Origin of the sequence: Streptomyces fagopyri (assembly GCF_009498275.1) — a bacterium.
GTDB classification, from domain to species: domain Bacteria; phylum Actinomycetota; class Actinomycetes; order Streptomycetales; family Streptomycetaceae; genus Streptomyces; species Streptomyces fagopyri.
Window position 1 is genome coordinate 1539138 of the sequence record NZ_CP045643.1, and the last position, 24398, is coordinate 1563535.

The 24398-nt window shown below is 71.3% G+C and carries 15 protein-coding genes; 3 read left to right on the plus strand and 12 right to left on the minus strand.

Annotated features, from left to right (window positions below; genetic code table 11):
• The first annotated feature begins 426 nt into the window (after positions 1 to 426).
• Positions 427 to 1584, plus strand: coding sequence for a DUF3103 family protein (locus tag GFH48_RS06590; protein WP_153287351.1), 1158 nt, complete (start codon positions 427 to 429; stop codon positions 1582 to 1584).
• Positions 1585 to 1769: 185 nt separating this feature from the next.
• Here the strand turns inward: GFH48_RS06590 and GFH48_RS06595 are convergent, their stop codons facing one another.
• The 5 genes from GFH48_RS06595 to GFH48_RS06615 form a co-directional block, all read right to left on the minus strand.
• On the minus strand, positions 1770 to 3401 hold the full coding sequence (locus tag GFH48_RS06595) for a CehA/McbA family metallohydrolase (protein ID WP_194280516.1): 1632 nt from the start codon (positions 3399 to 3401) through the stop codon (positions 1770 to 1772).
• Between the two features lie 326 nt (positions 3402 to 3727).
• On the minus strand, positions 3728 to 6085 hold the full coding sequence (locus tag GFH48_RS06600; protein ID WP_153287352.1) for a GH92 family glycosyl hydrolase: 2358 nt from the start codon (positions 6083 to 6085) through the stop codon (positions 3728 to 3730).
• 204 nt (positions 6086 to 6289) lie between these two features.
• Complete coding sequence (locus GFH48_RS06605; RefSeq protein ID WP_153287353.1) at positions 6290 to 8125, minus strand: GMC family oxidoreductase; 1836 nt, start codon at positions 8123 to 8125, stop codon at positions 6290 to 6292.
• Entirely contained in the window at positions 8122 to 9504 is a 1383-nt protein-coding gene (locus GFH48_RS06610; RefSeq protein WP_153287354.1) for a hypothetical protein, read from the minus strand. The genes GFH48_RS06605 and GFH48_RS06610 overlap by 4 nt, the downstream gene beginning before the upstream one ends.
• Positions 9501 to 10187, minus strand: coding sequence for a FadR/GntR family transcriptional regulator (locus GFH48_RS06615; RefSeq protein ID WP_153287355.1), 687 nt, complete (start codon positions 10185 to 10187; stop codon positions 9501 to 9503). Before GFH48_RS06615 ends, GFH48_RS06610 begins: the two co-directional genes overlap by 4 nt.
• 452 nt (positions 10188 to 10639) lie before the next feature.
• Between GFH48_RS06615 and GFH48_RS06620 the strand changes: the two genes are divergently transcribed.
• Together GFH48_RS06620 and GFH48_RS06625 are read left to right on the plus strand one after the other, a co-directional pair.
• Positions 10640 to 11797, plus strand: coding sequence for an alpha/beta hydrolase (locus GFH48_RS06620; RefSeq protein WP_153287356.1), 1158 nt, complete (start codon positions 10640 to 10642; stop codon positions 11795 to 11797).
• Between the two features lie 170 nt (positions 11798 to 11967).
• A complete protein-coding gene (locus GFH48_RS06625) occupies positions 11968 to 12141 on the plus strand; it encodes a hypothetical protein (protein WP_153287357.1) in 174 nt (57 codons plus the stop codon).
• Between the two features lie 133 nt (positions 12142 to 12274).
• On the opposite strand, the gene GFH48_RS06630 is transcribed toward GFH48_RS06625, so the two are convergent.
• The 7 genes from GFH48_RS06630 to GFH48_RS06660 form a co-directional block, all read right to left on the minus strand.
• A complete protein-coding gene (locus GFH48_RS06630) occupies positions 12275 to 13681 on the minus strand; it encodes an FG-GAP-like repeat-containing protein (RefSeq protein WP_153287358.1) in 1407 nt (468 codons plus the stop codon).
• A 367-nt stretch (positions 13682 to 14048) separates the two neighbouring features.
• Positions 14049 to 17030: a glycoside hydrolase family 2 TIM barrel-domain containing protein gene (locus GFH48_RS06635; RefSeq protein ID WP_153287359.1), complete on the minus strand. Its 2982-nt coding sequence runs from the start codon at positions 17028 to 17030 to the stop codon at positions 14049 to 14051.
• A gap of 108 nt (positions 17031 to 17138) precedes the next feature.
• Positions 17139 to 19877, minus strand: coding sequence for a glycoside hydrolase family 38 N-terminal domain-containing protein (locus tag GFH48_RS06640; protein ID WP_153287360.1), 2739 nt, complete (start codon positions 19875 to 19877; stop codon positions 17139 to 17141).
• Between the two features lie 60 nt (positions 19878 to 19937).
• Complete coding sequence (locus GFH48_RS06645) at positions 19938 to 20744, minus strand: carbohydrate ABC transporter permease (RefSeq protein ID WP_194280830.1); 807 nt, start codon at positions 20742 to 20744, stop codon at positions 19938 to 19940.
• Between the two features lie 47 nt (positions 20745 to 20791).
• On the minus strand, positions 20792 to 21739 hold the full coding sequence (locus GFH48_RS06650) for a carbohydrate ABC transporter permease (RefSeq protein ID WP_153287362.1): 948 nt from the start codon (positions 21737 to 21739) through the stop codon (positions 20792 to 20794).
• 7 nt (positions 21740 to 21746) lie between these two features.
• The gene (locus GFH48_RS06655) at positions 21747 to 23081 is read right to left on the minus strand and encodes an ABC transporter substrate-binding protein (RefSeq protein WP_153287363.1); all 1335 of its coding nucleotides are present in this window, start codon (positions 23079 to 23081) and stop codon (positions 21747 to 21749) included.
• A 275-nt stretch (positions 23082 to 23356) separates the two neighbouring features.
• Complete coding sequence (locus GFH48_RS06660) at positions 23357 to 24364, minus strand: LacI family DNA-binding transcriptional regulator (RefSeq protein WP_153287364.1); 1008 nt, start codon at positions 24362 to 24364, stop codon at positions 23357 to 23359.
• Between the last annotated feature and the right edge of the window lie 34 nt (positions 24365 to 24398).

Below are 24398 nucleotides of genomic sequence, written 5' to 3' on the forward strand. Positions count from 1 at the left end.
GACTTCACTCTTCAGGCCGATCGCAGGAACGGGCTGAGCCTAGCGGGAGGACGATGCCGCGGAGGGCGGTTCGGACCACCCGTGACGGCGGGCGCGGAAGGAAGTGACCCACGGGTGGGCGTCCGCCCTCGCGGGAGATCGGCGACGGCATCCGAAAGCGCCACAAGTCATCCACCGGGACGGAGTTCGGGCTCCCGCGAGTACGAACACCCCATCCACGTCCGCTGGTTGTTCATGTGACGGAGCCCTCCGCAACCCTTGCCCGGCTAGGCATGCGCACGTCATCATTACCGCCGGGTATCTACTCGCATAGACACCCGCTTCTCCCCCTTTTTTTCCTGCTTCACCGGCTTCGCACGCTCCATCAGCTCCCTCTGCTCCGCTGACAGCGACCACCCGTCCCCCGCCATCTGGAGGATCGCCCCAGTGAGACCCCGTCAATCCCGTCGTCGCGGCACCGTCGCCGCCCTCGTGGGATCCCTGCTGGCCCTGTCCGCCGGCCAGACCGCCGGCGCTCTGCAGGCGACCGCGGCCACCCCCGCTCCCACCACCACCGCCGCCTCGGTCGACGCGACACAGGACCAGGCCGCCCGCGCGATCGCCCGCTCCCTCACCGACTCCGCCTGGCGCACCCGCGTCCGGCACGCCGCCCTGACCTCCGACGAGGTTCCCGTCACCGCCCTCGCGGGACGGGCGGGCGGCGGCCTCAAGGCCACCCTGGCCGCGGCCGACCGGCGCATCGCCACCGCCAAGGGACTCGACGCGAAGGTCGGCCCGCTGCTGCGGCTGCGCCTCGGGTCCGACAGCATGCGCGGCGCGCTGACCTCCGGCACCGCGCCGTGGGTCGCCCCGGCCACCTCCGACGACGACGCCACCACCGTGGTCGCCTACGACAGCCGCGGCCGGGCGCACACCCTCGACGCCCGGCACACCCCGGCCCACCCCGTGTACGTCGTCGACATCGACGGCTCCAAGGCACTGGCCGCCGGTCTGGACGTCCTCGACGAACAGTTCCGCCGGTACGGCCTCGCCTCCGGTGCCTCGGCGGCGAAACCGCAGGCGGACGCGTCCAAGCGGGCGCAGGCGGCCGGCGGGGGCTTCTGGACCAGCCGTATCACCGCGGTGGAGCTCTCGGACGACGAGGAACCCTGGGTGAAGGGCGACGCCGAGATCTACACGCTCGTCACCGGCTTCGGACACGACGGCCAGGTACGGGTCGACCCCGTCGACATGCCGTACCTCGACAACGACGGCACCGTGTACCGGCCCAACCAGATCCTCGTCAACTGGTCCAACTACAAGTACAACCTGGCCGACGCCGTCATGATGGAGGAGGACGGCAGCACCAACTACCGCGACCTCGCCAAGGCCATCGCCACGGCCCTGCTGACCATCACGGACCAAGGCACCTACATCCCCTTGGTGAACGCGGTGCTGGACGCCATCCCGAACGACTGGTGGACCGACGACCCCGACTACGTCGACTCCTGGTACACCCTCGCCCAGAGCGACAACGGCACCCGCTACGGCGCGCGCGCCAACGGCTGGATGACCGTGGAGCCGTACTTCGTCCAGGAGTTCTGAGCCGGCACGCTCTCCCGGTCACCCCACCACGCTCCCCCGCACGACATGCGGTGTGGTGGGGCCCGGCCGGGCCGCAGTCGGCCACGAAGGCAAGGAGCCGTGCCCGGGGGACGCCCCGGGCACGGCTCGGCCGTGATACGCCGTCCCTCAGCCCGCGGTGGGCGGACGGCGGACCGCGGCGGGGATCACCGGCCGGTCTTCTTCAGGAAGACGGGGTTGGTGAGGGCGGCCATCGGGCCGAACATGAGCGCGGCGCCCATGGTGTTGCCCTGACCGGGCGTGCCGTCCGCCATGGGGTGGCGGACCTCGGCGCGGACGTAGGCGGCGAGCGACGTGGTCGTCCGCCAGGTGACGGTGCCCTCGCCGGAGGCGCCCACCGACTCCTGGTGCATCTGACCCTCGTCGGTGATGAAACGAACCGTGCCGTTGGGCACGCCCTTCACGTCGAGTCGGATGTCCACGGGCGCGTCGGCGGACGCCTTGAGGGTCTCGCCGATGCCGGCCTGCTTCGCCTCACCGGAGGCGGTGAAGGTCAGTTCCACCGCGGAGGTCTCCGCGATGTAGCTGCGACCGGCACGGATACCGTCCATGATCGCGTCGGTGGCCAGGTCGTCGGCCAGGACCACGTTGTGCGGCATACCGATGACCTGCGGCGCGCTGTGCGCGTCGCTGTTGCCCATCGCCGGGACCCAGCGTCCACCGCCGCGGACCGCCTCACCGATCTTCTGGTCCCAGGTGCTGATGGCGTGCTCGTCGTCGTACGTCCACGGGCCGGTCCACACCTCGGTGGCGTCCGTGTCCTCGAAGCCGAACTTCCACTGGCTCGCGACATACGCGCAGTACATGTGGGCGGGCACCACGATGCCGCCGCTGCGGCGCACCTGGCGGGCGAAGCGCGGGAACGCGTCGTCACGGTTGCGGTAACGCCAGTCGATCCACTCGCCGGGCTCCACACCGAGCGCCAGCCAGTGGCCGTTGCGGGTGGTGACCTCCTCGCCGGTGACGATGAGCAGTTCGGAGTCGGCGTACTCGCCCCAGACACCGTGCGAGGACGAGGTGTTGTGGTCGGTGGAGACCATGAAGTCGAGCCCCGCGGCGCGCGCGCCGGCGGCCACCTCGGCGGGCTGGCGCTTTCCGTCGGAGTGCACGGTGTGCAGGTGGCAGTCGCCCCGGTACCAGGCGCGACCACGGCCCTTGGCGCGCCGCGGCGGGAAGTTCCTGACGGCGGCCGGGCCGGGCTCGCCGTAGGTCAGGGTCACCTGGACGCGGTAGTTCAGACCCTGGGGCGCGACCTGGTACGGGCCGAGGACGATGTGCCAGGTGCCGCGGCCGACGGGGCCGGGGAGGTAACCCGGGGTCGCCTCGCTGTTGCTGATCTCGAAAGAGGTGCGGAAGCCGCCGGACCAGCCGCGGAAGCCGCGGCCGCCCAGCTCGATGCCACGCTCGTCGAAGACACCGATGTCACAGGAGTTTCCGGGCGTGCCGGACGGGACGCCCGGCTTGTCGTAGGAGTACGACACGGCGATCTTCTGCACGCCGCGCGGGACCTCGACCGGGAGGTACACGAAGTCGGCGACACCGGTGGGCAACAGACCGGTGATGACACGGGTCTCCTCACCGGTCTGCGGCGGCGCGCCCGCGGTCGTGCCGTCGGCCGCCTCCGCGAACGAGACCGGGGCGAGCGTGAGGGCCGCGGCGCCCGCGACACCCGCGGCCAGCAGCCGACGACGGCCCAGCGCGCCACTCGCCTCGCCTTCGCCTCCCGCCTCGGGCTCGAAGATGTTCACGTGGCTCTCGCAGTGTCCGTCAAGGCACATGTGTCCTCAGCAATGTCTTCGTGGTGGGTACATGGGATGTCCTGGACTCTCATACGCCCCGGTGAACGACGCATGAGTCCCGGATGGCCCGGTCGGCAACTGCCCATGGCGTACTCCTCCGCGTTGCCGCAGGTCAGGACCAATGGCGGAGAACGTGTCCGGGGACAGCGCGGCAGACGGAGCACGCATCCGGCCCGACGCCCCCGTCACGGCCGGGACCCCTTCCCGGTCCGGGGGACACGGCCGCGGCACCCGCCCCGCGCGTCCGTCGAGCAGCGCGTGGGAGGATGCCGCGACCGTCCGTCAGGCGTGAGCCGTGTACCGGCTCACCCCGCGGGCCGCAGAGCGGGCGGGGCCGCGTCGGCCGATGTCCCCCACGCGGACGGTTCGGCGCCGACCGTGAAGGAGAGCGACCGCGCGTGCCGCAGCGACTCGGTCGTCAGATACGTACGGCCGTAGGAGGAACCGTCCACCCGTGCCGACCGGATGTAGCGGTCGTGGTCCGAGCTGCCCGGCGCGCTGACGGTCAGGGCGCCGCGCGGGTAGTAGCGCCGGTCGAGCTTCAGGTCGACCCGCTCGAAGACGGGTGTCGACAGGCCCCAGGTGTCGTAGCCGGGCTGCACCGGGAAGATCCCGATGGACGAGAGCACGTTCCACGCGGACATCGTGCCGAGGTCGTCGTTGCCGGTCATGCCGGTCGGCGCGTCCGTGAACAGCGTCAGCGCGGCGTGCACCACGTCGGTCGTCTTCCAGGGCTGCCCGGTCGACAGATAGGTGTACGGAGCGATGAGGTCGGGCTCGTTCTGCGGGTTGTACTTGTCCGCGTTGTAATAGGCGTACGGGCCGTTGACCCACACCTCGCGGGCGGTCTTCGCCGGGTCCTTCAGCAACCGGTCGTACGCGAAGAACGAGTCGAGACGGTCGTTGGCCGCCTGTGTCCCGCCGATCAGGTCGACCATGCCGGGCAGGTCCTGCGGCACGAGCCACTGGTACTGCCAGGCCGTACCCTCGTGGAAGCCCTCGCTCAGGGCCGGGTCCGCCGGTCCCGCGAAGGCCCCGGAGGCGTCCCTCGCGCGGAAGAAGCCGGTCGAACTGTCGTAGAGCTTGCGGTAGTTCTGGGACCGGGCCGTGTAGCGCGCCGCGTCGGCCTCATGGCCCAGATCCCGTGCCATCGCGCCGAGCATGGCGTCGGAGAGCGCGTACTCCAGGGTCGCGGAGGCTCCGTGGTCGTAGTCCGAGTCACCGGGCTTCGCGTGCGGGCGGTCCTTGACGTAGGGCGCGAAGCCGTTCGCGATGTACTCCTTGCCGGCCTCACGTCCCACCGCGGGCGAGTCGGCGGGCGGTACCCCGTCGGCGTTCTTCTTCAGCGCGCGGTAGGCCCGCTCGGCGTATCCCTCGGGCCCCTTGAGCAGGCCCTGTTGGTAGGCGTTGGTCAGGAACGGGGTGACGGGGTCGCCCGTCATGATGTTCGTCTCGACCGTGCCGTAACCCCACTTGGGCAGCCAGCCGCTGTCCTCGTCGATCTTGATGACGGAGATCGCCATGTCCCGGGCCTCACGCGGCGCGAGCAGGGCGAGGAGCTGCGACTGGGTCCGATAGGTGTCCCACAGGGACCAGTTCTGGTAGTAGGTGAACCCCTGTGCGCGGTGGATCCGCTGGTCCCAGCCGGTGTACCGGCCGTCCGCGTCACTGCCGATGTTGGGTGCGAGGAAGGACCGGTAGAGCGACGAGTAGAACGTGCGGCGCAGGGTGTCGCCGCCGCCCTGGGCGCGTACGGCGCCGAGCCGGTCCTCCCAGGCACGGTGTGCCGCGCGCCGGACGGAGTCGAACGAACGGCCGCCTTCGGAGCGGAGGTTGAGGGCGGCGCCGCGGGCGTCCACGTACGAGAGGGCGGTCGTCGCCTCGACGGTCCGGTCCTTGGTCGTGTCGAAGCGGACGAAGGCGCCACCCCGTCCCGTGCTCACGGACTCCTTCGAACCCTCGGTGACGGTGTCGCCGTTCCAGGTGCCCGAGGTGATGAACGGACGGTCGAAGCGCGTGACCGTGTAGACGGTGTACGGCTTGGTGTCCTGGCAGAAGCCGCTGCCGGTGATGGCGGTGCGCACCGTGCGGTTGTCGAGGATCTCGACCTTGGTGGAGACCGTCCTGTGCAGCGACTGCCCCGCGTTGAGCAGGACGTTGGCCTTGTCCGTGGCCGGGAAGGTGTAGCGCTGCACACCGGTCCGGGCGGTCGCGGTGAGCTCGGCCTCGATGCCCGTCTTCAAACCGACCCGGTAGGAGCCGGGGCCGGCCTGCTCGTTGTCATGGCTGAACTCCGCCTCGTACTGGGCGTAGTCCGTCTCGGTGACGTCCCCCGTGGTCGGCAGCACGGGCAGGTCGCCGCCCAGACCGCAGCCGACGCCCGAGAGGTGGACGAGGGAGAAGCCCCGGATGTGGTTCTGGGAATGGTCGTAGCCGGTGTTGTGGCCGGTGTCCGGCGAGAACTGCACCATGCCGAAGGGCACGGCGGCGCCCGGGTAGGTGTTGCCCTCGTTCTCCGTTCCGATGAACGGATTGACCAGATCGGTGAGCGCGGAGCCCGGCGGGGCAGCCGCCCGCGCCGCCGGAACCGCCAGGGAGCTGCCGAGGAGCATGGCGGTCGCCACCGCCATCCCCGCACCGCGCAGCCGTTGGGTCCATCTCATGGGCGGGAACGCCTCCTCAAAGCCTGGACAACGTTGTCACAGCATGGAGCGCGATCATTCTTCGTCGTGTACACGTAAACGTCAAGTGCGTGGCTCCGGCGGGCGGTTCGTCTGCCACGCGTTCGGGCGAGGTCTCCCCCGGGGCCGTCGCCCGCCGGTTCCGTCGTCCACGCACCGCGTCGACCGGTCATGGTGCGGCAGCGGTCAGCCCTCTCCCTCCAGCCAGGTCTCCGACATCGCCAGGGCCACTGCCATGATGGTCAGTTGGGGATTGACCTCGGGGCAGCCGGGCAGCACCGAGCCGTCCACGACGAGGACCCCCCGGGCGCCTCGGAGTCGGCCCTCGGGGTCGACGGGAGCGCGCTGCGGGTCACCGCCCGCGGCGGCCGTGCCGGTCGGATGGAACGCCGAGAGGTGCAGATTCCGCGCGGTCACCCGGGTGAGCAGTTCGTCGAGTTCGTCCAGTGAGCGGGCGCGCGGGGCGGCGGGGACGCCGGTGAGGACCTCCTCGGCGCCGGCCGCGAACAGTACCCGGCCCATGGCGCGTACGGCCGTCATCAGCCGTGCCCCGTCACGGGGGTCCAGGTCGTAGCGGACGAGGGTACGGTTCCGGCCCTGGACCCGCCCGGAGGGACGGTCCGCGATCATGGCACCGAGGGTCGCGAGGCGCTCCGCGTCCTCCAGTTCGCGCCGCAGCTCGCGTCCGAGACCGGGGAGGACGAAACTTCCCATGCCCGGCGGGCTCGCGGTCGCCTCGATGAGGACGCCCCGGTCGTGCAGCTCCTCGATTCCGGCACTCTGCAGTACACCCCGCCAGGCGGTGACCGGCTCGGCGAAGCGTCCCGCCACGCTGGTGGCCGGGTGGACGCTGAGGTTGCGGCCGAGCCTCGGGTGCCCGCCGAGCCCGGAGCGGCGCAGCAGAGGCGGTGTCTCCAGCGCGCCGGCCGCTGTCACGACGAGTGGGGTGAGGATCTCCAGTTCGCTGCCGTCCGGGCGTCGCGCCCGTACGCCTGCCGCGCGCGGGGCTCCCGGCCCGTCGGGGTCGAGGAGGATGCGGCGGACCCGGGCGCCCGTGACGATACGGGCTCCGGCGGCGCACGCGGCGGGCAGCACGGACAGCTGCACGCTCTGCTTGGCACCGGTGGGACAGCCGACCACGCATTGGCACGACCCCTTGCAGCCGGGGGCGTTGCGCCGCAGCGGAGCGGCCCGCCAGCCGAGCCGCTCCGCGCCGGAGAGCGCCAGCAGGCCGTTGTTCCCGAGTACGTCGAGGGGTTGGGTGGCGACGCGGAGGGTGCGCTCGACCTCGTGGAGACGCGCTCCGAGGCCGTCCGCGAGACCGAATCCGTACGCACCGCTCCACCGCGTCAGCACATGCTGCGGAGTCCGGTAGCAGGTACCGGAGTTGACCACGGTGGTGCCGCCGACCGCGCGGCCGACCGGCAGCAGCAGGGGCGGGTTGCCCAGTGCCGCGGTGGCCCCGCCGTCCCGGTACAGCTCCGCGAAGCGGTCGAGCGGCGCCCGGCGTCCGAAGGATGCCGTCGAGTGGTGCTCACCCTCCTCAAGGACGACGACGCTCATCCCGGCGCGGGCGAACGTCCGCGCGGCCATGGCGCCGCCCGCCCCTGAGCCGATCACCACCACGTCGGCGGTGGAGCGGGCGGGCCACGCGTGCGCCGGAGTGCAGTCGAGGGGCGGATCCTCGGGCGGGGGCACGGGTGCCTGCGGGGCCGGCGTGCGTTCGGTGCCGGCCGCCAGCAACACCGGCACCTTGAGGACGTCGAGGAGGGGCACCAGACGCGGGTGCGCGGCGAGCGAACGCAACACGCTCTCGCGTTCGTCGGTGCCGAGGACGGCCAGCCGCCTGCCGGTGCGCAGCAGGGTGTACGCCTCCAGGGCCGCGACGGCGGTGTGCACCCCGGCCCTGGCCGGCCGGGGCAGTGCGGCGAGCAGCGTGTCGAGGCGGCGCGGCACACGGGCCGGCCAGTCCTGCCGGCCGTCGTCGGCGAGGAGCGCGGCGACGAGTCCCTCGGCGGTCATCGCTCGCCCGCCTCCGCGTGCGCGGTGCCGTCCAGTACCCAGGTCTCCTCCGGGCGCCAGCGGCCCCACCAGCGTTCCAGCACGACGCGGGCGTCGGCGGACTCGCTGTTGCGGCACACCGCGCGGGCGCCGTCCGGGTCGCGGTACTCCAGGGTGAGGGTCCGTCCGGGGGGCTGTTCGACCTCGACGCGGATGCGGCGCAGCAGGGTGCGGCCCGCCACCGTCCAGCGTGGCAGCCCGAATACGGCGCGGAACCGTCCGAGGCCGAGCCAGCCGACCGCGGACCGCTCCGCCCGCCGCGGCCAGGTCCGGTCCCCACGGCGCAGACGCAGGAAGACCAGCGGAGGAAGCCGTCGCAGACCGGGCCTGGTGGACACGGCCGCGACGATCTCCAGGACGTCGCCGCCGCCCAGATCCGCGTGGAGCCAGGTCCACCGGTGTGCGTTGCCGTGCCCGTAGATACGGGCCGAGGCGCCGGGTGCGCCGCGCAGGGTCAAGGCGTCCTGCCCGTACGAGAACACGCCGTCGTACGTGGCCCGCGCGGCCGGCAGCATCTGGGCGGCGGGGAGCAGCGGCCGGCGCCACGACCAGCGCGGGAAGGTGAACAGACTCTCTCCCTGCGGGCGTTCACTGATCTTCCATTGGAAGTCGTCGGCGCTGCCCGCCAGTTGTCCGGGGGCGGCGATGACCTGGTCGGCGTCGAACCCGTTCGCCGGCCGGGTCCAGGGAACCGGTCCGAAGCGGGCGTGTCGCACCTCTCCCTCGCGGGGGAACGCCGCGACCCAGCCGTGGGCGAACGCCTCGGAGCCGTCGGCGGGCGCGGTCACCTCGTGGTGCAGCCATACGCCGGTGCCGGTCGCCGGGTCGGTCAGCGTGGTGTACCAGACCTCGGTGCGACCCGGAGTGCCGTCCCAGCGCGGCGCGAAGTGCTCGGCGTGGTCCTCGCGGCGGGGAAAGCGGAAACTGAGGAGGAACGGCGCCAGTCCGGTCGCGAGGGGGAACCGCAGGACGCCTTCGCCGACCCGTGTGCCGCCTTCGTACAGCGTGACCGGCAGGACGGTCATCGACGCGACCGGGCGGCGTGCCGTGACGGACTTCCAGCCGTCGAGCACGAGGGTGCGGCCGCCGGAGGTGAACGTGAGCCGGTAGCGGATGCGCCGCCGGGCGAGCGGTGAGATCTCCAGCTCGCCCTCCTCGCACGGCGCGTCGGCGATCCCGGCGATCCGCACCCGGCCGGTCAGGCGCGCCCGGGTCGTGCGGTGCGGGCGCAACACCTCTTCGGTCTCGGCGCGCAGGTCGAGGCGGATGCGGCGGTCCCGGGTGTCGTCGTCGAGCCGGACCGTGCCGAGCATCGTCTCGGTGAACACGGTGCCCCTCATGCGAGGTCGTCCAGCATGATGCGCTCGGTGTCCCCGAGGTAGGCGTCGGCCGCCGCGTGGGCCCGCGGGGCGTCCGCGGCCAGTACCGCCTCCACGACGGGGGAGAGCCGTTCGTGGGCCGCGGCGGCGTCGGTGAAGGGGGCCCTGAGCAGGGAACGGATGGGCAGGTAGGCGTTGAACAGCGTGTTCGTCAGCAGGACGTAGACGCGGTTTCCGGTCGCCCTGGCGAGAGCCCGGTGGACTTCGAGGTCGGCGAGCTGCACCGCGTCGGCGCCCTCGCACTCCCGTACGGCCTCCAGGAGCGCGCGAAGTTCGGCCCGCTGGGCGCGAGTGGCGCGCACGGCGGCCCGCTCGGCGATCAACGCGCCGACGCTGCGCCGGACTTCGAAGATCTCGCGGACCCACTTCGCGTCGTGCCGGACCAGCATGGGCAGCAGATCCGCTCCGCCCAGCCGGGCGTAGTCCCGTACCCGGGTCCCGACACCGTGGCGCGTTTCGAGCAGGCCGGCCTGGACGAGTCGTCCGAAGGCGTGCTTGAGGGTGGTGCGGGTGACTCCGTAGCCGTCGGCGAGTTGGCGCTCCGGTGGCAGGTAACTCCCGGCCGGATGACGGCCGTCGAGTATGTCCGTGCGCAGGCGACCCTCCAGGACGTCCACGATGGTCTCGCGGGGCAGCGCCTCCACGGTTCCTCCTCCGATGAGTTCCCGAATCGTTGAGTGGCTCAGCCACTGAACCAGTGGTGGACGCTTCGGGTCAACCCCCGTCCGAACCGCTGCCGTTGACCTCCTCCCCTGGAGTATCAGGTCAGGTGTGCTCCTGTGCGGTGGAGTTGGCGGGGTCCGCCCGCCGGTGGAAAGCGCGACGGGGGTGAGGTCCGGGCCGGTCGGGACCGGTGCGTCACGCGGCACCGCGCGCTCCTTCGTGCCGGTGCCCGGGGCGAGCGCGTCGCCCGGTCGCCTCCGCTCGCGGGCTGTCGGGGCGGGCCGGGCGACGCCGGGGCCGGCCCGCCCGGCTGAGGCGTCCGCCGCGCCCATCGCCACGGGACACTCCGGCGGCCTAACCCGGCTGGTCGGTGACCCGCGATGCGAACAGGCTGGCCCGGGGGAACCTACGATCACGTTGGGAACGCACACACATGACAGCCTCGCGACGACGGCCGATATCCCGCAGGACCCGCTACCGCCTCCTGGCCGCGCTCCTGGCCACCGCCGGTGCCGCCCTCAGCGCCTGCGGCGGCGACCGCGCCGCCGACCGGAGCACGTCGCTGACGGCCGCCGTGGGCGACGCGGCGAAGGCGAAGTACGTCGCCTGTGGCACACCGCCGGTGAAGCTCGAAACGATCGACCAGGACTTCCTCGACGGGCTCGCGGCGGCGGGCGGGCCGCCCCTGTACGAGATGTCGTACAACGCCGCCCGGGAGGTGCTGAACAAGTTGCAGGCGGGGCCCGTGGACATGCTGCCCGCGCAGGTCTCCGAACGGACCGTGCCCGGTGGCCCGACCGGCCCCGTGTCCGTTCACGTCGTCCGGCCGAACGGGGTCGAGGGCGACCTGCCCGGCATCGTCTACATCCATGGTGGCGGATGGGTCCTCGGCAACTTCGCGACCCACGAACGTCTGGTCCGGCAGCTGGCCGACGGTGCCCATGCCGCCGTCGTCTTCGTCGACTACACCCCCTCCCCCGAGGCCCAGTTCCCGGTACCGGTCGAGCAGGCCTACACGGTCGCCCAGTGGGTGGCCGCCCACGGCCGGGAGATCGGCGTCGACAGCGGCCGGCTGGCGGTCGCCGGCGACTCGGTGGGCGGCGACATGACCGCGGCCGTCACGCTGATGGCCAAACAGCGCGGCGGCCCGCACTTCCGGCAGCAGGTCATGCTCTACCCCGTCACGGACGCCGACTTCGACACGGCCTCCTACCACCGCTTCGCCGAGAACTGCTGGCTCAGCCGGCCGGCCATGAAGTGGTTCTGGGACGCCTACGCGCCGCGCGCGGCGGATCGGAGCAACCCGCTGGCCTCACCCCTGCGGGCCACCGTCGACCAGCTGCGCGGCCTGCCGCCCGCCCTGGTGATCACCGACTCCGACGTGCTGCTCGACGCGGCCGACGCGTACGCGGCCAAGTTGCGTTCGGCAGGGGTTCCGGTCACCTCGTCCCACCACGCAGGTGTCACCCACGACTTCATGATGCTCAACGCGCTGGCGGACACGCGGGCCGCCAAGGAGGCCGTCGCCCAGGCCACCGCTGCGCTGCACGACGCGCTGTACGGGCCTGGCGGCACCGGCACGGGCAAGTGACCGAACCCGCGTAGTCCGGGGAGAGGACACGCGTCCCGGTCGAACAGGTCCCGGCGGCCGGACGGAACGACCGGAGGACAGCCCGGCAGGGCGTCAGTCGGGCCCCGAGCCACGGCCAGCGGACCCTGGGTGTCGGCATCGATGTCAGACCCCGCCCGTACGGTGTGGGCATGTCGCACTCCCCCGGGCCTGACGGCCTGGTGCCGCACGCCCTCGACGAGGTCAACGACCGCATCCGGCACCTGATGACCGAGCCGGCCGGCACCGCACGCGCCGAGGAGTACCGGCGGCTGCTCTCCCTGTGGTCGGTGCTCTCCCGTGAGGACGTGACGAAGGCGGCCTGATCGGCGCGGAGCGATCAGGCCGCCGTTCCCTCGTCCCGGGCCGAGGGAACTCCCCCTTCCCGGGAGGGGGGATCTTCTCCCGGGACAGGCTCCTGCCGGTTGCGGGTGACTGCCGGAGGTCTCGTCGCGTCCGTCAGTGGTGGAAGGCCGAGCCGAGGAGCGCGCCGGGCACCGGGGCGGCGAGTGTGCCCGGACCGAAACTCACCGAGCCCGTCGCGGTGACGCCCGACGTGTCGGTGGGGAAGACCCACACCGCTCCGGACCCGCTGTTCTCCCGCGGCGCCGAGACGGCGACGTACCGGCCGACGACGGTGGTGCGGCTGCCGAACCGGTCGCCGTTCTCGACGGTACCGGGCACCCCGGCCGTGTTCTGGCTGAAGACCTGGGCGCCGGCCCCGGTGAGTCCCGCCGCGCTCCCCTTGAGGACGGCGAAGGTGCCCCCGTCGGTCCGGCCCGCGAGGTCTTCGCCGGGGATGCCCGCGACGACGTCCGCGAACCCGTCACCGTTGACGTCGCCCACTGAGACACCGCTGCCGAAACCGTCGCCGCTCTCCCCCGTCCCGGGGACGCCGGCGGTGTTCTGGCCGATCAGCGTGGCCCGCGACGCGAGTCCGCTCGCCGTGCCCCGCACCACACCCACGAGGCCGCCGCCCGCCGCCGTGCTGCGGCCGAAGACGACATCCTGGCGGCCGTCGCCGTTGACGTCGCCGAGAGCGACGCTGTCCGCGGAGACGGTGTCGGGGTGGGCGATGAACGGTCCCGCCACCAGCCCCTTCGCGGTGCCCCTGAACAGTTGCAGATGCGGCGGCGGAACCGTCCCGCCGTCCGAGTCCCACGAACCGCTGCTGACGACGAGGTCCGTCCTGCCGTCGCCGTCCACGTCGCCCGCTTCCATCGCGTAGAGCCGGACGTCCAGGTCGACGAGCGGACCGCTGCGAGCGGCCGCGCCGGTCCGGCTGAACGGCCCGTAGCGCATTCGGTCGGCCGTCGCCAGATCGAGGTGTCCGTCCCCGTCGAAGTCACCGGCCCGGGTCTCCGACCGCCCCTCGCCGATGACGGAGGCGTCGATGAGCCCGCCCACGCTTCCCCACAGGACGGTGTGCCGCCCGGCGTCCCGCACGCTGCCGATGTCCTCGCCCGGGGCTCCGACGACGAGATCGGTGAAGCCGTCGCCGTCCAGGTCGGCCGCCGTGAGGTCGCCGCCGAAGTGGTCACCCGTCTCGGACGTGCCGGGTATCCCGTAGCGGTCCTGGCTGATCACCTGGCGCTTGACGCCTCTGGGGCCGTCGGCCATGCCGTAGACGACGGAGAAGTACCCGGCTCCGGACTTGCCGTTCACGGTGCCGCCCGGGGCACCGATCGCGAAATCGGTGTATCCGTCACCGTCGAAGTCGGCCCGTACGGAGCCCGCGGCACCGGCGGCGGAGGCACCCGCGGGGGCTTCTGCGCCGTAGGACAGCGCGGGGGTCGCCCCGGTCACGGCGACGACGACGGCGGCGGCCACGGCCGCGGCGGACCGTTGGAATCTTCGAGAGGACAAGGTGAACCCCTTGGGCTGGACAGCGGTGGGCCGCGCTTCGCGCGCGCTCGGCAACCACCTTGACCCGCACGGGGCGTGAAGGGTTGTACGCCTTCCCTTCACCCCGGGTTCACCAGGCACGACCGGAGGTCTGGCCACCGTACCGCCGATGCCGATGCCGATGCCGATGCCGATGCCGACAGCGACACCGACGCCGGAGCGGCCGGCGGTGGGACACGCTCGCCTCCACCCCGGCCAGCCCTTCCGCTGCCGCCGGAGCGCGGCAGCGCACGGCGCGGCAGCGCACGGCACGGCAGCGCACGGCACGGCAGCCGCAGAGGACGGCGATGCCCCCGCTCCGCACCCCGCGCTCGCCCGGCGCCCCTGGTCAGCCCGCCGAGAGGCGCAGCCTGATCGTGCGGGATTCGGGGCGCAGCGCGAACTCGGGCCACACGTCCGGTCCGCACGCGCGCGAGCCGAGTCCGTGCTGGGCCGCGTCGACGATCAGGTGACTCGTCGTCGAGTCCGGCAGTTCGAAGGGGTGTGCGGCTCGCGCGATCTGCTGCGGAGTGTGGCGGCCGAGGGTGAACCCGGGGCGGCGCCCGCGCGTGTCCGGCACGGCCGAGAGGCGCAGCACCTCGGCACCGGCGCTCGTCAGCGTCAGTTGTCGCACCTGGGAGCGGTGTCCGGTCTCCTGGGGGCGCGCGTAGTCGACGGAGAGGTCGCGGAGGGTGGAGGAGAACCGCCCGGTGCGTGCCGCGCGCAGACTGTCGGGGTAGGACTCCAGCGGTCCGAGGCCGAACCACTCGGCGGCGTCGACGGGGGCCGTGCCGTCGGGCAGGTCGAAGCGGATCCCGATCCGTGGCCACACCGTCCGCCAGCCGCGCGAGGGCTCGATCTCCACCCGCAGTTCGAGTTCGCCGCCCTCGATCGACCAGACGGTCTCCACCGTCACCCACGATCCGGAGTTCGCCGCGGACACCTTGGAGAGCGTGCGCAGGGCGTCGGCGGTGCGCTCCACGGACATCCGCCGCACGGTCAGCCGGTCGAGGCCGTCCTCACGCCAGAGGGTGGCCTGGGAGACTCCGGCGACGGCGGCGTCGCTCTCCTCGACCTCTTCGGACGCGGACTCGTCGTTGTCGGTCGGGGCACGGAACAGTTCCAGGCGCGGGCCGGTCACAGGCCGGCCGGCGAGCCGTACGAGGGAACCCTCGACGAATTCGGCGATGCCCAGGGTCAGTGTTCCGTCGGTGTCCCGCCAGTCGGTACGGGACCGGACGCCCGGCGAGGGACGACGGGCCGAACGGTCCTGCTGGGCGGTGGCGATCACATGCCCGGCGCTCGCCCAGGCGGTGTCGGCCGCCAGGACGGCGTCGACGGTCAACCATGTCTCCGCGTCGTGCGCCACCGCGACCGGTGGAAGCGGCACACGTCCCGACTCTCCCGCCGCGACGACCGGGACCTCCAGGTCCCCGGAGTCCACCAGTCTCCCGTCGTGCTCGACACGCCAGCGAAAGCGCAGGTCGGACGTGTCGGCCGAGTGCCGCAGGCTGGTGACGGCGACCTCGCCGGCTCCGCTGTCGAAGGTGAGGCGGACCGGCTGCGCGACCGCCTTGTACTCGTGCAGGCTCGGGGTCGGGACGTCGTCGCTGAGCAGCATGCCGTCCATCACGAAGTTGCCGTCGTGCACGGTTTCACCGAAGTCGCCGCCGTACGCGTAGTAGGGCGTCCCGTCCGGCGTGGTCGTCAGGATGCCGTGGTCGCGCCATTCCCAGACGAAGCCGCCGTGCAACCGGGGGTACTCGTGCACCAGTGCCTCGTACTGGTCGAGCGCTCCGGGCCCGTTGCCCATCGCGTGGGCGTACTCGCAGAGCAGGAACGGCTTGGTGCGCTGCCGGGCGCTCTGCGCGGGAGTGCAGTTCATCAGCGGCGAACGTGACCCGTCGCTTCCGATCCGCTCGGTCTCCGGTACCGACGCGTACATCCGCGAGTAGACGTCGGTGTACTCGCCGGTGTGGTCGCCCTCGTAGTGCACGGGTCGCCCGGTGTCACGGGCGTGCACCCATGCCGCCATCGCGGCGAGGTTGCCGCCGGTGCCCGCTTCGTTGCCGAGGGACCACATCACGACGCTGGGGTGGTTCTTGTCCCGTTCGAGGGTGCGCCGCATACGGTCGAGGTAGGCCTCGCGCCATGCCGGGTCGTCGCTCGGATTGCCGGTCCAGCCGACCTTGTCGAAGCCGTGCGTCTCCAGGTCGCATTCGAGGACGACCCAGAAGCCGAGTTCGTCGGCGAGGTCGAGCAGCCGGGGATGCGGGGGGTAGTGGCTCGTGCGGATCGCGTTCACGTTGAACCGCTTCATACGGGCCAGGTCCTCGCGGGCGTGCTCCTCGTCGAAGACCCGGCCGCGCTCGGGGTGGGTCTCGTGGCGGTTCATCCCGTGGAAGACCACGCGCCGGCCGTTGACCAGGAACCGGTCGCCGCGGATCTCGACGGTCCGGAACCCCACCCGCAGGGCGATGCTCTCCGCGGCGCTCGACACGGTGACGTCGTACAGGCGGGGCCGCTCGGCCGACCAGGGGTCCACCGCGCCGACGTCGAACGGGACCACGTCGTCCGGCGCGGCCCAGACGCGCTCGACGCCGAGTTCGGGGACGCGGAGGGTGACCGGGAACGCCGCCGCGTCGGCGGTGATCTCCGCCTCGATCCGGCCCTGCCCGTCCTCGTACCCGGCCCGCAGCCAGACGTCCTCGATGCCGCCGGCCGGCCGTGCGATCAAGGTGACGTCGCGGAAGATGCCCGGCAGCCACCACTGGTCCTGGTCCTCGAGATAGCTGGCCGCGGACCACTGGTGCACACGCACGGCGACGACGTTGTCGCCCGGGCGCACGGCCGACGTGACGTCGAATTCGTGGGCGAGCCGGCTGCCGCTCGCGCCGCCTATCTCCTCGCCGTTGACCCACAGCCGGAAGAGCGACTCCACGCCGTCGAAGCGCAGCACGACGCGCTCGGCGCCCGACCAGTCGGCGGGCATGTCGAAGTGGCGGCGGTAGTCACCCGTGGGGTTCTCGTCCGGGACGTGGGGCGGGTCGATCGGGAACGGGTACTGCACGTTCGTGTAGATCGGCCGGCCGTAGGCTCCGTCGCCCTGGAGCACCCAGTGGGACGGGACCGGGATGCTGTCCCAGTCGCCGTCGTCGAAGCCTTCGGCCGCGAAGTCCGCCGCCGCCGGCACCGTCGGCGACAGCCGGAACCGCCAGTGCCCGTCCAGCGAGCGGCTGGGGGCGTCGGAGTGCAGCCACGAGCGCGCCGCACGCAGCGCGCCACGCCCGGGGGCGGTGTCCGAAACGTATGCGGAGTTCTGGGAGGGCACGAGGTCACAACTCTTTCTTGCTGACAGATGGGGATCCGAACGCCGGCTGCGTGGGCCGGCTCGGCCGATAGGGGCTCGGCCGCCCTCTTCGCACGCGGGCTCCGCGCGCTACCGGACCACGACCGTGCGGATCTCCCACGGGCCGAGGGCGAGTTCGAGTCCGTCCGCGGCCTGCGTGGTGGACAGTGGACGGCCCAGCAGGTCGACCGTGGTGGCTTCGGTGAACGCGCCGGTCACGCGGACGGCCGTCCCCGTGTCGTTCATGGCCACCAGCCGCACCTCCGTGCCGGCGCCGCGGTCGGCGTCGGTGACACGGCGGACGCCCGACACGAGGACGTCCGCGCCCTCGACCCGAACACCGTTGGCGGCGGGCGGGAGTTGGCCGTTCGCGGGTGCGGTTCCGCGGGTGACCAGCACGTCGTTGCGGAAGTCCTCGGCGAGGGCGACCGCGTTCGCGCCCTGCCATCCGGTCGCCGAAGGCACGACGGCGAATCGGTTCTCGACGCGCACACCGAGATCCTGCGCGCCCGGTGCGGGGATCTCGCTCGCCGCGGGTTCGTCGCGCAGGGGATGGATGTTGACGCTGATCGAGCCGATCGCGCGCAGCAGCGTGATGGCGAGTTCGGAGCCGTCGCCCACGAGTTCGTACTCGGTGGCGTGGTCGAGCAGGACGTTGGCGGCGCCGGCCGACACGAACCCGCTCGCGGGGAACGTCGGGATCGGGTACTCGCCCCAGCCGCCCTCGGCGGTGAGCCCGCGCTCGGTGACGGCGAACTGTCCGGCGGACGCGGACCGGGCCGCCCGCTCGGGCAGCGGCACATGGAAGCGCAGCCGGTGGTCGGCGGACTGGTTCAGGAACGACGTCGAGACGCGCACGAACGGCTCTCCCGCGCGCACCTCCACGAGCGTCTCCACGGGGGTCGGCACGGTGCGGGTGTCGCGTACGTCCCGCTCGGAGGAGAGCGCCGCGGGCCACTCGTAGACCCGGGTGACCCGGATCCGGGAGCGCAGTGGGCCGTCCTCCAGGAGTTCGGTGGTGACCTCGGACGGCTCCGACACGAGGACGTCCCGTGCCGGAGGGGCGTAGTTGTAGCTGTCGCCGCGGTCACCGCCGTCGACGAGGCGGCCGACTCCGTACAGCACGGTGCCGTCGGCGCCGGTCACGTCCAGGGTGCCGTCGGCGGCGACGGTGACCTCGACCAGTCCGTTGGCCAGCGTGCGGGTGGTCGCCGTCGCGGGTGTGAACGCCACCGGGCGCGCGGCGGCGCTGTCGCTCGGCGCGACCCGGAAACTCGTGAGCCCGGAGGCGGGGACGTCCACGGGCACCAGAGCGGTCGCGCGGGCCTCCTCCAGCGTCAGCACCCGCCACTCCCCCGGATGCGCGGCGGCCGCGGCGGCGACCTCGCGGCGCAGGATCAGCAGGTCGAACGGTCCGCTGCTCGGTACTTCGGCGAGGTGGAAGACCAGCGACCCCGGCGTGAGTTCGTAGTGGTCGATGAGACGGCCGAAGAGCTCGCGACGGTGGATGCGGCGCAGCACGCGTTCGAGCTGCGAGGCGCCCATGCGCTCGTCGGCGAGCACGGTCGGGGCCTGGGAGACGAGCTGCACGGGGTGGGCGGAGCCGTCGTCGGCGGTCGCGACGAGAACGGTTCCCTCGGGCGGGGCGACGACATCCACTTCGGCCAGGGCCGTACGGGGGAAGGGCAGCGGGTTGGCGACCAGGTAGCCGTCGCTCGGCACCCGGGCGGCGGGCTCGGCGAGGGCGGCGTCCCGGACCGCCCGGGCGGTCTGCGCGGCCTCGGCGAGACGTGCCTCGACCTGGTCGGAGGTCTCGTCGGTGCCGGAGCCGACGACCGAGTCGTGGGCGGACGACTCGATGATCTTGTGCCAGGCGAGTGCCAGGAAGGGCGAGTCGTCGCGCCGGGACCAGAGGGCGTTCATCCGCTCGGCGTGGTCGACGGTGCGTTCGGCGACGGCCATCCGCTGCTTGAGCGCGAGCCGCACGGAGAGCACGCCGGGGAGGATGTTGCCGCGCACGTGGCTGCGCAGCTCGCCGGTGACGACGGCGGAGACCTCGTCGCGTACGTGCTCGCGGATGTACTCGTCGAGCGTCGCGATGGTGATGGCGCGCTCGTCGCTCGACGCGCGCCGCAGCCAGGCCGCGAGCTGCGGGTCGGGCGCGTTGTGGTCGGTGCCGGCCATCGCGAGCAGCGGGTCGTTGCCCCATCGCCCGGCCGTCATCTCCGCGTACTCGCCGAGGGCGCGCCCGATCTGGTCGGGCACCAGGAGGACGTCGAGGCCGTTGTCGTAGCCGTCGAAGAGGAACTCGGTGCGTACCTCGGAGCCGTCGGGCGCGCGCCAGCGGAAGGCGTGGCCGTCGACGGAGCCGGGGACACCGCGCCACAGCGCCGCGTGCTCGATCCCGGCGCGGGCCAGGATCTGCGGCATCTGCGCGACGTGGCCGAACATGTCGGGCAGATAGCCGATGGGCATCGAGCCGCCGAGGTCCGCCGCGGCCGCCCAGCCCATCTGCAGGTTGCGCACGATGGTCTCGCCGGAGCAGAGGAACTCGTCGAGCAGGATGAGCCACGGTCCGATGGCGAGCTGCCCGTTCGTGACCAGGGCCACGACACGGTCGCGGTTCTCCGGGCGCATCTCCAGGTAGTCCTCGATCGCGGCCATCTGGCCGTCGACGGTGAACCGGAAGTCCGGGTTCGCCTCGGCCGTCTCCAGCACGGTGTCGACCGCGGTGACGAGACGGTGCCGGAACACCTGGAAAGGCTCGTACCATTCCCGGTCCCAGTGGAAATGGGGCACGAAAACGGCAGAGTCGGCGGAGTTCTGCATAGCGCGAGCGACCTTCTCTTTGCGGGTGACGCGGAGGGGGGAGTCGAGTGGGGGGTGCGGTTACTTGAGGGCGCCGGAGGCGAGTCCGGTGCGCCAGAACCGCTGGAGGAGGAGGAAGAGGATGATCACGGGCACGATCGAGACCAGTGAGCCGGTGATCACGGATTCCTGCAGGAGAGGGGCGCGGGCGGTCTGGCCGTTCCACTCGAAGAGGCCGAGTGTGATCGGGAAGAGCGACTCCTTCTGCAGCATCACCATCGGGAGGAAGAAGTTGTTCCAGATCGCGACGAACTGGAACAGGAAGATGGTCACCAGCGAGGGCGCCATCAGCCTGATCGCCACCGAGAAGAAGGTGCGGAACTCACCGGCCCCGTCCAGCCGCGCCGATTCGAGGATCTCCTCGGGTACGGCGGCGGAGGCGAAGATGCGGGCGAGGTAGACGCCGAACGGGCTGACGATGCTGGGCAGGAAGACCGCGAAGTACGTGTTGACGATCCCGGTCGCGGAGAACAGCAGGAAGAGCGGGAGCGCGAGCGCGGTGGTGGGTACGAGGACGCCGCCGAGGATGACGGAGAACAGGAACTCGCGGCCCCGGAACGTGAACTTGGCGAGCGCGTAGCCGCACAGCGCGGAGATCAGGGTTCCGACGGCGGCCCCCAGCACCGCGTAGATCACGCTGTTCAGCGCCCACTTCAGGAAGATGCCGTCGCTGCGGCTGAACAGCGTGCTCAGGTTGCTGAACAGGTCGAAGTGCGAGAACGCGAGACCGTTGGTGGAGGCGAGGTCGCTCTGCGGCTTCGTCGCCGCGACGATGAGGAAGTAGACCGGCAGCAGGAAGTAGATCGCCAGGAGGAGCATCAGCGCCATGACGGCGGTGCGGCTGGCGCGGCTTTCGCGGATCAGGTTCTGGTTGCTCACAGTCCGGCCTTCTTCGAGGTCAGTCGCATGAAACCGAAGCTCAGGACGAAGGTGATGACGGCGATGACCACGGAGATCGCTGCTGCCTGCTGGTAGTTGTTTCCGGAGGCCACCGCATACGCGAGCATGTTCGGTGTGTACGTGCTGGAGATGTTCGAGGAGATCTGCCGCAGCACGGCCGGCTCCGCGTAGAGCTGCAGGGTGCCGATGATCGAGAACACCGTGGTGAGGATGATCGAAGGGGCGATGATCGGGACCTTGATCTGCCACGCGATCGTCCAGTTGCTCGCGCCGTCGAGCTTGGCGGCTTCGTACAGCTCCTGCGGGATCGACTGCAGCGCCGAGAACATGATCAGCATGTTGTAGCCGGTCCACAGCCAGGTGGAGACGTTCGCCGCCGACCACAGCACGGCGCCAGGACCGAGGAAGTCGGGGTGGAGCCCGACGCTCTTCAGCCCGTCGACCAGGGGGCTGATCTGCGGCGAGTACAGGTAGGACCACATGATCGCCGCGATGACACCGGGCACGGCGTACGGCATGAACGCCGTGATGCGGAAGAACGCCTTGAGCTTCAGCAACGGGGTGTCGAGCAGCAGCGCCATGACCAGCGCGACGAACAGCATGACCGGGACCTGGACGACCCCGAACAGTCCGATGCGTCCGATGCTGGACCAGAACTCGTCGTTCTGGAACACCTTCGTGTACTGCTCGAAGCCTCCGAAGGTCGTGTACGACGTGCCGTACTGGCCTCCGGTACGGCGCACGACGAGGAAGCTCTGCCAGATCGCGTAGCCGACGGGGACCAGGTAGAAGAGGACGAACGGGAGGAAGAACGGGGTCACGAACGCGACGATGGTGCCGGCCCGGGGGCCGCCGCCGCGGTGACGGCGGCGGCCCCCCGTGGACGTCACGACGCGGGTCGCGCGCGGTGCGATGTCAGTCATGCCGTGGTCACTTGCCCGCGGTCGCCGGGATCGCCTGGTCCTTCATCGACTTCAGCGCGGTCGCCTGGGCCGCCGAGAGCGCGTCACTGAGCGTGCCGCTGCCCGCCGTCGCCTTGGCCATCGCGTCCTGAAGCGACAGGTTCACCGTCTTCTGGGTGGGGCCCCAGGAGAAGTTGGTGTCGATGTTCTTGGACGAGTCCGCGAAGACGTCGAAGATCTTCTCGTTGTTGTAGTACGGAACACCCTGCGAGAGCGCGGGAAGCTCCGAACCGGCGGTCGCCGCCGGGTAGAGGCCGCCCAGCTTGTTCTCCAGCGCGAGCGCCTCCGGGTCGGTGTTCAGCCAGGAGTTGAACTTGACCGACTCGTACAGGTGCTTGTTGCCCTTCATGAACGCGACGGTGGAACCGCCCCAGTCACCGGACGCGGCGCTCGAACCCCAGGTCGGCATCGGGACGATGGACCACTTGCCGGCCTGGTCGGGCAGGTTGTCGCGGAACATGCTGTAGCCCCAGGCGGCGCCGACGTAGCTGGCGATCTGGTTCTTCTGGTACGCGGTGTACATCTGGGTCGAACCGTGGGCCAGGTCGGTGCGCACGAGCTTGGCGTCGATCATCTTCTGCCAGTAGTCGGCGACCTGCTTGCTCTGGTCGGACGCGACCGAGACGTGCCACTTGTCGCCGGAGTACTTGTACATCTCGGCGCTGTTCTGCCAGAGCAGCCCGTTGAACGCCTCGGCGTTGTTCGGGTCGAAGAACGTGATGCTGAGTCCGGGGTCGTCCTTGTGCAGCTTCCGCGCGTCCGCCGCGTAGTCGTCCCAGGTCTTGGGGATGTCCAGACCGTGCTTCTTGAAGATGTCGCTGCGCACGTAGAGCGCCATCGGGCCGGTGTCCTGCGGGAAGGCGAAGACGCCGGTTCCGCCGAAGCTGGACTGGGACCAGGTCCACGGCACGAACTTCGACTTGGCCGCGGTGGCCGCCGAACAGGCCGAGGCGTCCACGAAGGCGTTCTGGGTGCGCAGGAAGGGCAGTTCGTCGTAACCGACCTGGGCGAGCTCCGGCGCCTTGCCCGCCTTGAGGGCGTTGCCGATGGTGCCGTACTGGTCGTTGGAGATGTTCTTCATCTGAACCTGGATGTCAGGGTTCTTCTTGTTCCACAGGGCGACGACCTTGTCCATGCCCGGAACGGTGTTCCAGTACTGGAGGGTGACCTTGCCCTTCGCCGGCTCGCAGGAGGACGCGGACGCGTCACTCGACGGAGCGGGCGACGAGCACCCGGCGAGTACGGCGACGCTGGCTGCCGCAGCGACGGCGGCGAGGCTGATACGCGTGACTGTGTTGCTCATATCTTCCGTTCCAGAGAACGACTAGCGACGGCGCTAGGCGGGTCGACGTTGACACCTCAGGCGTGAAGCCTTCTGGTTGGAATGGCGGGACATCACGGTGTCTCGGCTCGGACGCCGGGCGCCGTGGTGGAACTCAGCAACCTTGGAGCACTTCCCGTGAGCGTTCCCGTGAACGTTCACGGGAGCGCTCACGGGAACGTGGTGAAGTGATCGGAAGTGTGCGCTCCGGCGCGTTCGAGTGTCAAGACTTTCGAGTCGTGCACGAGTCCGGCAGGTTACGCGGACCCGGCCAGCCGCAGCTCGGCACGGACGACGAGATCGTCCTCCGCGAGCGGGTCCGCGCCGGTCAGCAGCCGTGCGACCTGCTCGATGGCGAGTGCGCCGAGCTTGCGCGTGTCCAGGGCGACGCTGGCGAGCGGGGGCTCGACGAGCGCGCCCAACTGCAGGCCGTCGAAGCCGATCACGGCCAGATCCTGCGGGACGCTCCTGCCGAGCCGACGCGCCTCGCGCAGGACGCCGATCGCGATGATGTCGTTGAAGGTGAAGACCGCGGTGACGTCGGGATGGGCGTAGAGCAGGGCCCTGAGCGCCGCTCCGCCGCCGTCGGCCGACTGGTCCGCGCCGACCACCACGTCGGCGTCGATCCCGTGCGACACCGCGGCGGTCGTGAACCATTCGCGCCGGATGCTGGGGTCGACGCGACCGTGGTGGTCGAGCATGCCGATCCGCGTGTGCCCCGCGGCCACCAGGTGCGCGACCGCCGCGTGGACGCCCTCCTCACCGTCGATCCGGATCGAGCTGAACCGCGCGGTGTGGTGTTCACGGCCGATGAGCACGACCGGCATGCCACGGGTGAACAGCTGGAGTTCGTCCTCGGGGCAGCTGAAGTATCCGACGACCGCGTCCACCTGCGAGCTGATCACCTGGAGGGTGCCGCGTTCCTCTTCGGCCCGGTCCGCGGTGTCGTACACGACCACGTGCCAGCCGCGCGCCCGGGCCGCCTCCAGCGCGGCCGCCGCGACCTCCGTGAAGAAGGGGTTCAGCAGGTCGGGTATGACCAGCCCGATGGTGGTGGTGTCCTGGCGGACCAGACCGCGGGCGAACCGGGACGGCCGGTATCCGAGCGCGCGGGCGGCGTCGAGGACGCGCTGTTTGGTGGAGCCGTCGATCTCGTCCTTGTCGTTCAGTGCCCTCGACACGGTCTGCCGGGACACCCCGGCGGACCGGGCGACGTCATGGATCGTGACTTTTCGGGGTTCCCCCGACACCGACGACGACACCATCGCCCACCTCCTGCTGCCAGCGGGCGCCGATGCG